Genomic DNA, 6,664 nt, shown 5'->3' with positions numbered 1-6,664 from the left:
ATCTCCTCATCATAGAATGGTGAGAAGATTTTTTATTATATTACAATTTGTAACCGTCATCCCTGACGGAAGTAGCCTGTGTTATTTACAGTAGGCCAAGTTCCTTCAAGCTCTTTTCAGCAACTTTTGAAGGTAGTGGAACGTAACCGTCTTTTACCACAACTTCCTGACCTTGCTGAGACAATACTGACTTAACAAACTCTGCTTCAAGTGGAGACAAGTCTTTGTTAGGCGCTTTATTGATGTAAACATATAGGAAGCGAGATAGTGGATATTTGCCTGTTACCGCGTTTGCTGAAGTCGCTTCAACAAATGGCTGGCTTGCTTTTTTGCTAAGTGGTAGTGCGCGAACAGATGCAGTCTTGTAACCGATACCTGAGTAACCGATACCGTTGATAGACTCAGATACGCCCTGAACAACTGATGCTGAACCTGGCTGCTCATTTACGTTGTTCTTGAAGTCACCTTTACATAGTGCTTTCTTTTTGAAGTAACCGTAAGTACCTGATACAGAGTTACGACCGAAAAGCTGAACAGTTTGGCCAGCCAAGTTACCCGTCACACCCAAGTCACCCCAAGTTTTTACTTCTTTGTCGAAGCCACACTTACGAGTAGATGAAAAAACCGCGTCGATCTGAGGAATAGTCAAACCTTTGATTGGGTTATCTTTGTTTACGAATACTGCTAATGCATCGATTGCAACTGGAACGGCTGTTGGCGCATAACCGTGACGCTTTTCGAATGCGCCGCGCTCTTTGTCTTTCATCATACGGCTCATTGGGCCAATGTTTGAGGTACCTTCAGTCAAAGCTGGAGGCGCAGTTGAAGAACCCGCTGCTTGAATCTGAATGTTTACATTTGGGTAGTTACGCTTAAAGTCTTCGGCCCAAAGTGTCATCAGGTTTGCCAAGGTATCAGAACCAACACTTGAAAGGTTGCCTGAAACGCCACTGGCTTTCTCGTATTTAGGAAGGTTTGGATCAACATCTGCGTGTGCAGTGCTCACAGCACCTAATGTACTGAGGGCTAAGATACTAACTATTTTCTTTATCATCTTGAGTGCTCCTAAGTGGCTTAATTGCCGAAAAATTTGTTTGCTTACTTTCTTGATGAGGCCACTATAAAGATGCAATGTTACAGTTATGTGACAGCTCCGTCTTGTTTGTCACATAAGTGTCATAAGAATGTAAAAAAACTGTTAGATCCCATATCTACGGGGCTTAGCGGGGAGTTGTTGTATTGCTTAGATAGCTAAATCTAAGAAAGTCGCTTCGGCATTGACCAATTTTTATGACAAAAAATGAAATATTCGGGGCCAGTTCAAGTTTTGGTCACATGTGTATGATTTTCACTGGCACTTTTCCGATCTTGGCTATACTGAAAGCAAGCCGCTTTATTAAAGGAAAGAGATCAAATGAATTCATCTGAATCGGGTTTGGGGCCTTCGGGTCGTCTGACTTTGCAAGTCATTGCGATGCCTCGTAATACCAATGTACATGGTGACATTTACGCTGGCTGGTTAATGGAACAGATGGATTTGGCCGCAGCGACCGCAGCGAGCCAGATATCTAAAGGCCGCTCAGCGACTGTTGCGATTGAAAGAGTAGAGTTTTTATCGCCAGTTTCTATCGGTGACCAAGTAAGTTGCTATACCGAGCTAATGGATACCGGGCGTAGTTCGATGAAAATTCGAGTAGAGGTTTTCGGAACCGATACACGAGGTAGTCAAACCCGTAAGATTACCGAAGCTGTTTTTATCTATGTGGCCATTGATGAAATGGGCGGTATCAGGGCGCTACCAAATAGCGATTAGGCGCTTGAAAGCCTAGTCCAATACAGTAAAGAAGCGATCTGCTGTTTCTTTACTGAATGTGCGTAGCTCTTTATCTTCGAATTCGACTGAAAAAGCATTTCCTGACTCTTCTTTTACCCAACCTAAGCCAAGTACTACATGCTTAACCGTATTTGCGAACCATATTGCACTGCTCGTTGAAGTATTTTCTGAAGCCATATCACTAGCGACCAAGGTGCACCGTAACTCTTCTGCATATTGCCTCGTAATACGACTTGGTTTGCCTAATGCGACTTCTATTTGCTTACTATCCAGAGCACTTCCCAACGCTGTGCTTTGCGGGATATTAAGCTCATGCTGGAAACGTGAAATTTGAGCTTTGCTGTTCGAAACATCTTCAGGAATAAGGAGGTGTAAGCATTCTTTGGCACGCGTCATTGCGACGTATAACAGACGCCTTTCACTTTCGAGCAAGGCTTTGCTTAGCATTTCATCTTTGTAGGTATAGGGCAGGGTTTTGTTGTTGAGACCGGGAATAATGACTTGTTTCCACTCGAGGCCTTTTGCGCGATGAATGGTCGATAGCTGGACCGTATCGGTTTTTTTAGTCTTATGGTTATGTTGCTCGGAGTCTTGTTGTAGCTTAATAAAAAGCTTGAGCGTATCTTCGAGGCTAAGCTTGTGTTGAGCTAGAAAGCGGGCAATTCCCTGAATTGAGGCGACTTTTTCCTCTGCATGATCGTGGCTCAGGCTAAGAGAACGAATCCCTTCATATAATTCAGTTTCATTAAAATAGCTTGCAAAGGTCGCGGCTAAGGGCTGCGGTTTGTTCTCTAGCGCATTCAGTGCTCTTGCCAGCCGTTCTAATTTTATAGCTTGTATACGCTTAATATCTTCAGGTATGGCTTCCTTGGTCAATTGTCCCCAATTGCTGTCATGCTGAGCAAGTGTATGACAAAAGGCCTTGATCTGTGTGTCGGGTAAACCCACATGTGGAAAATGAAACAGAAGGTCCAGTTTCAAAGCCCGTTGCTCAGTAGACATGGTTTTAAAGTGTCCACATGCCAACTCCAACAGTGCGCAAATACTTTGCGCTTCATTGGAGTGGAATACACCGGGGTAGCCATCCATATGGTAATTGATGCCGGCTTCTAACAACGCGAGCTCAATGCCCACCGTCTGACTCCAAACTCGCGTGAGAATTGCATACTGAGACAAATCCTGAGAAGGGGTGCCTGAGAGGATATCAATCACTGTCTTGGGGTCATCTTTAGACTTGTGTACTTCTACCCGGGTAGAGGGGTTTGACTCATGTGATTTGCAAAGCAGTGCTTGTCGCCCTGAGTTGTGGGAAATCAGGTGGTTCGCTAATAAAGAAACGCAATGCCCATAGCGGAATGAGTAGCTCAAATTGAGCTTCTGCGTCCCTGGAAACTGTTGGGAAAAGCCGTTAATGATGTATTCGGGTTTTGCGCCGCGGAACTCGTATATCGTCTGATCAGGGTCGCCAACGACGGTCACTTTGGCGCGGTCCCCTGCGATATAGCTTAACAGTGCGTGCTGAAGGTCGTTGGTGTCCTGGTATTCATCGACCAGCACAATATCCATCTTGTTGCTAACAAGCTTTTCTAAAGAGGGATTTTGCTGAATAGCGATCACGGTATCGTAAAGCATATCCGTGTAGCTGATTCTGGCGTTGTGTTTTCGCCAGCTTTCGAAGACATCAAACAATTGAGGAAGAAAGCCGAACTTATCGCTCAAATCAAGATCATAGAGGGTTTGTTGAGGTGACAGCAGGCCATTTTTAACGGATTCGATAAACTGGTGGCCTGCTTCAACGTAATCTTTCTTATTACGTTTGGCATCTTTAAGGGCTTCGGAATCAAGTATTTGATTTAGCATTCGCCAGATATGAAAGTCGATCTCCTTATCACTGAGGATTTGTTTATTAAATGGTCGCAGTTGCCCTTCTTGAATAAAACGTTGGTATAGCCGATAACCCATCGCATGAAAGGTTCGCACCTCGGGAAGGCGGCTATGGTGGTTACCGATCCGTCTTAGTTTGGCGGCAAAGTCGGTCTTTGCTGCTTTGTTGAACATTAGGATGAGAATTCGCCGTGCATCATGGCCCTGGCTCAATAGATATACTATCCGATGAGCTAGGGTCGTTGTTTTACCGCTGCCTGCGACAGCAGTGACCACATAATGAGCAAGGGGTGATTCTACAACCTTAATTTGCTCGGGGGTCAGGGTGATATCTTGGCTTGGATGCATGCAGTGAATACTTGTTAGCGGTGACTTATTTTGGTGGTAATTGATACAAATAAAGTGATTGCCAGGCAGTGCTTTACTGGGGCTTCAAATTACATGACAATGGCGCCTTGGTGTAGCGTAGAGTTAACTTAAGACTCTCTCTCAACTCAACAACTAAGAACTGACTATATGTACTATCGCTTAATGATACTATTCATTGCAGGGATGTTGATAGCATCGTGTAGTGTTATTTCCGGAAATGATGAGCAAACGGAAGCAATTCTAAGCCGTCTGGACCTCAGTCCTCAAAAGGTTCCTGCTAAAACGCCAATGATGCTTGCTGCCGAACGGGGTGATAGCAGTGCTTTAAAAAAGGCATTTTCTCAAGGTGGTAAATTGAATGCTATGGCACCCGAAGGAACGGCATTTTCCTTGGCTCTCAGTAATGGACATGCGTCGATAAGTCGTATCTTGTTGACGGCAGGGAGTCAGTGGCAGGAAGGGTTTTCATTGGGCGACTCTAGTGCGTTGATTGAAGCGGCAGATCAGGGCTTTGATCAGATCGTGAAAATGCTTATTGTAAGAGGTGTATCATTGGATCATCGAGATAAAGAGGGTTATACAGCTTTAGCAAAAGCAGCGATAAAGGGCCACCTAACGACGCTAAAAATACTCATTAATGCCGGTGCTCAAGTTGACGCATACCCTTTGGGGCGTTCGGTGCTTATGCATGTTGTAGAAGATAACAATATGTTGATTTCCCAGCAGCTAATAGCTGTTGGAGCGGACCTGAATTATCAGGATGATGACGGTGATACTGCTCTGAAAATTGCTCGACGAAAGGGCTTCTTTGATATTGATTTAATGCTTGTTCAGGCAGGCGCACGGCCATAGAGAAAAACAAATGAGCTCAAAAAGAAAGATAGCACTCGGACCTTTGCCCGAGCAGCGTGAAGACTATAGCCATTATGAAGAGAGTTTTGTTCGCTGGGACCGCATCGTAGGGTTTGGCTTGCTTGTGTTAGTCGTGCTGGTGTTGCTTATCAGTTTATCCACTGCCAACAAGGATGATGCACTTGATTTTGATGAGGCTGAGACACCACTAGATAGCAGTATCAAGGAGCCGAAGATAGCGGTCATAGAAAAAACAGACGATCCTGACTCTGTAAAGCAGGCTTCACCAAAGCCCGAAGTAACGGTGCCACCTTTGGGAGAGTTAAAGCCAGAGGAACTAGCGCAGCTTGTGAGTACACCCAAAGTTGTTGAAGAGCCTAAAGAAATTAAAGCCCCGGCACCTGAAGCTAAGCCTCTTGAGACAGACAGCGATGAAAGCGTTAACGCTCAGCCTGCAGTCAAAATTTCCGAGGCGAGCCCAGCTTCTGTCCTGATTATAAATAGCGCCATAAAAGAAGCTGTGCTGAGCCTAAGTATTAAGAATGATGTTCCAGGAGAACCCTTGCAGCATCGTGTCGTAATGCCTGAATCCGGGCTGATCAAAGTCATCCTGCATACTGAGATGCATGGCTTGCGAGGCGCTACACTCTATCATCACTGGTATCGTGAGGGGGTAAGGCAGGCAAAGGTGAGGATCCCGGTAAATGTTGCTAAACAGAAGTCCTACTCAAGTAAGTTTATTGATAAACATATGCTGGGTGCTTGGCAGGTGAAAGTGTTGGACGCTTCAGGTGAACTTTATATTCTTGCAGACTTTGAGGTTGTTAGCGCAAACTGATGGATATCTTGTTCGGCCTAAAAAAGCTGCTAGGTATGTCGTTAATGTCGGTACCGCTTATCTTGATCGGTTTACTGTTAGCAGGTTTTTTCTATCGAAAGCGTTATGTAAAGCTAGGCAGAATACTCAGTTTATTCAGTATTACTGCTTTATTTATTTTGAGCCTTTCACCGGTGACGGATGCTTTGATCAGGCCTCTTGAGTCACAGTATCCCGCCTACCAAGGCCAGCCCGTAGATTTTGTTTTAGTGTTAGGTGGCGGGCATTCAACAGCGAATGAGCGACCTTTAAGCAGTCTATTGAGCGGAACCTCATTAAGTCGGTTGACTGAAGGCTTGATGATTTACAGAGCAAATCCCGGGTCAAAGTTATTACTTTCTGGCTATCATGGGGATGATATTGAATCTCATGCTAAAGCGGCATCACGAGTGGCGATAGCCCTTGGAGTACCCGAGAGCGATATTTATTTGGCTGAAGAGGTAAAGGATACGGCAGAAGAGGCCAGGCATTGGGTTAAATTTATAAACGGTGCCAAATTTGCGTTAGTGACGTCAGCAATGCATATGCCCCGTTCTGTCTATTTGTTTAAGAAAGAAATCACTTTGCAGCAAGGCGAGACTAAGTCATTGCTTGCTTCGCCAACAAATTTCAGGTCATGTGAAGTGAATTGCTTAGGCTGGCGAAGCTGGATACCAAAGTCACGAAACCTGGCAAAAACCGATGCAGCGTGGCATGAGTACTTAGGCTATTTATGGGCGCGCTTAATAGCATAACGTTTGGAAAATTGATTTATGGGTTTAAAAGCGGGAAAAGTTTATCCTTCTAGCGAAGGGAAAGTTGGTGTATTAATCACTAACTTAGGTACGCCAGAGGCGCCAACAGCGAAG

At 44.8% G+C, this 6,664-nt stretch carries 6 protein-coding genes; 4 read left to right on the top strand and 2 right to left on the bottom strand.

The window, feature by feature from the left end:
• Nucleotides 1-85: 85 nt before the first annotated feature.
• Nucleotides 86-1,054, bottom strand: a complete 969-nt coding sequence (locus tag A3761_RS17790) for a PstS family phosphate ABC transporter substrate-binding protein (protein ID WP_068514415.1) — start codon at nucleotides 1,052-1,054, stop codon at nucleotides 86-88.
• A gap of 360 nt (nucleotides 1,055-1,414) precedes the next feature.
• Between A3761_RS17790 and A3761_RS17785 the strand changes: the two genes are divergently transcribed.
• Nucleotides 1,415-1,813: an acyl-CoA thioesterase gene (locus tag A3761_RS17785; RefSeq protein WP_068514412.1), complete on the top strand. Its 399-nt coding sequence runs from the start codon at nucleotides 1,415-1,417 to the stop codon at nucleotides 1,811-1,813.
• Between the two features lie 12 nt (nucleotides 1,814-1,825).
• Here A3761_RS17785 and A3761_RS17780 read toward each other — a convergent pair whose 3' ends face one another.
• Nucleotides 1,826-4,066 (bottom strand): ATP-dependent helicase, encoded by a 2,241-nt coding sequence (locus A3761_RS17780; RefSeq protein WP_068514409.1) that lies wholly within the window; start codon nucleotides 4,064-4,066, stop codon nucleotides 1,826-1,828.
• A gap of 168 nt (nucleotides 4,067-4,234) precedes the next feature.
• On the opposite strand from A3761_RS17780, the gene A3761_RS17775 reads away from it, so the two are divergent.
• Genes A3761_RS17775 through A3761_RS17765 form a run of 3 tightly spaced genes read left to right on the top strand, consistent with a single transcriptional unit; the run spans nucleotide 4,235 to nucleotide 6,550 of the window.
• Nucleotides 4,235-4,939 (top strand): ankyrin repeat domain-containing protein, encoded by a 705-nt coding sequence (locus A3761_RS17775; RefSeq protein WP_068515975.1) that lies wholly within the window; start codon nucleotides 4,235-4,237, stop codon nucleotides 4,937-4,939.
• 10 nt (nucleotides 4,940-4,949) lie between these two features.
• On the top strand, nucleotides 4,950-5,777 hold the full coding sequence (locus A3761_RS17770; RefSeq protein ID WP_068509595.1) for a DUF2914 domain-containing protein: 828 nt from the start codon (nucleotides 4,950-4,952) through the stop codon (nucleotides 5,775-5,777).
• On the top strand, nucleotides 5,777-6,550 hold the full coding sequence (locus tag A3761_RS17765) for an ElyC/SanA/YdcF family protein (protein WP_082865018.1): 774 nt from the start codon (nucleotides 5,777-5,779) through the stop codon (nucleotides 6,548-6,550). The genes A3761_RS17770 and A3761_RS17765 overlap by 1 nt, the downstream gene beginning before the upstream one ends.
• The last annotated feature ends 114 nt before the right edge of the window (nucleotides 6,551-6,664 follow it).

It is taken from the genome of Oleiphilus sp. HI0123 (assembly GCF_001635315.1).
This window is presented reverse-complemented; position numbering and strand designations above follow the sequence as displayed.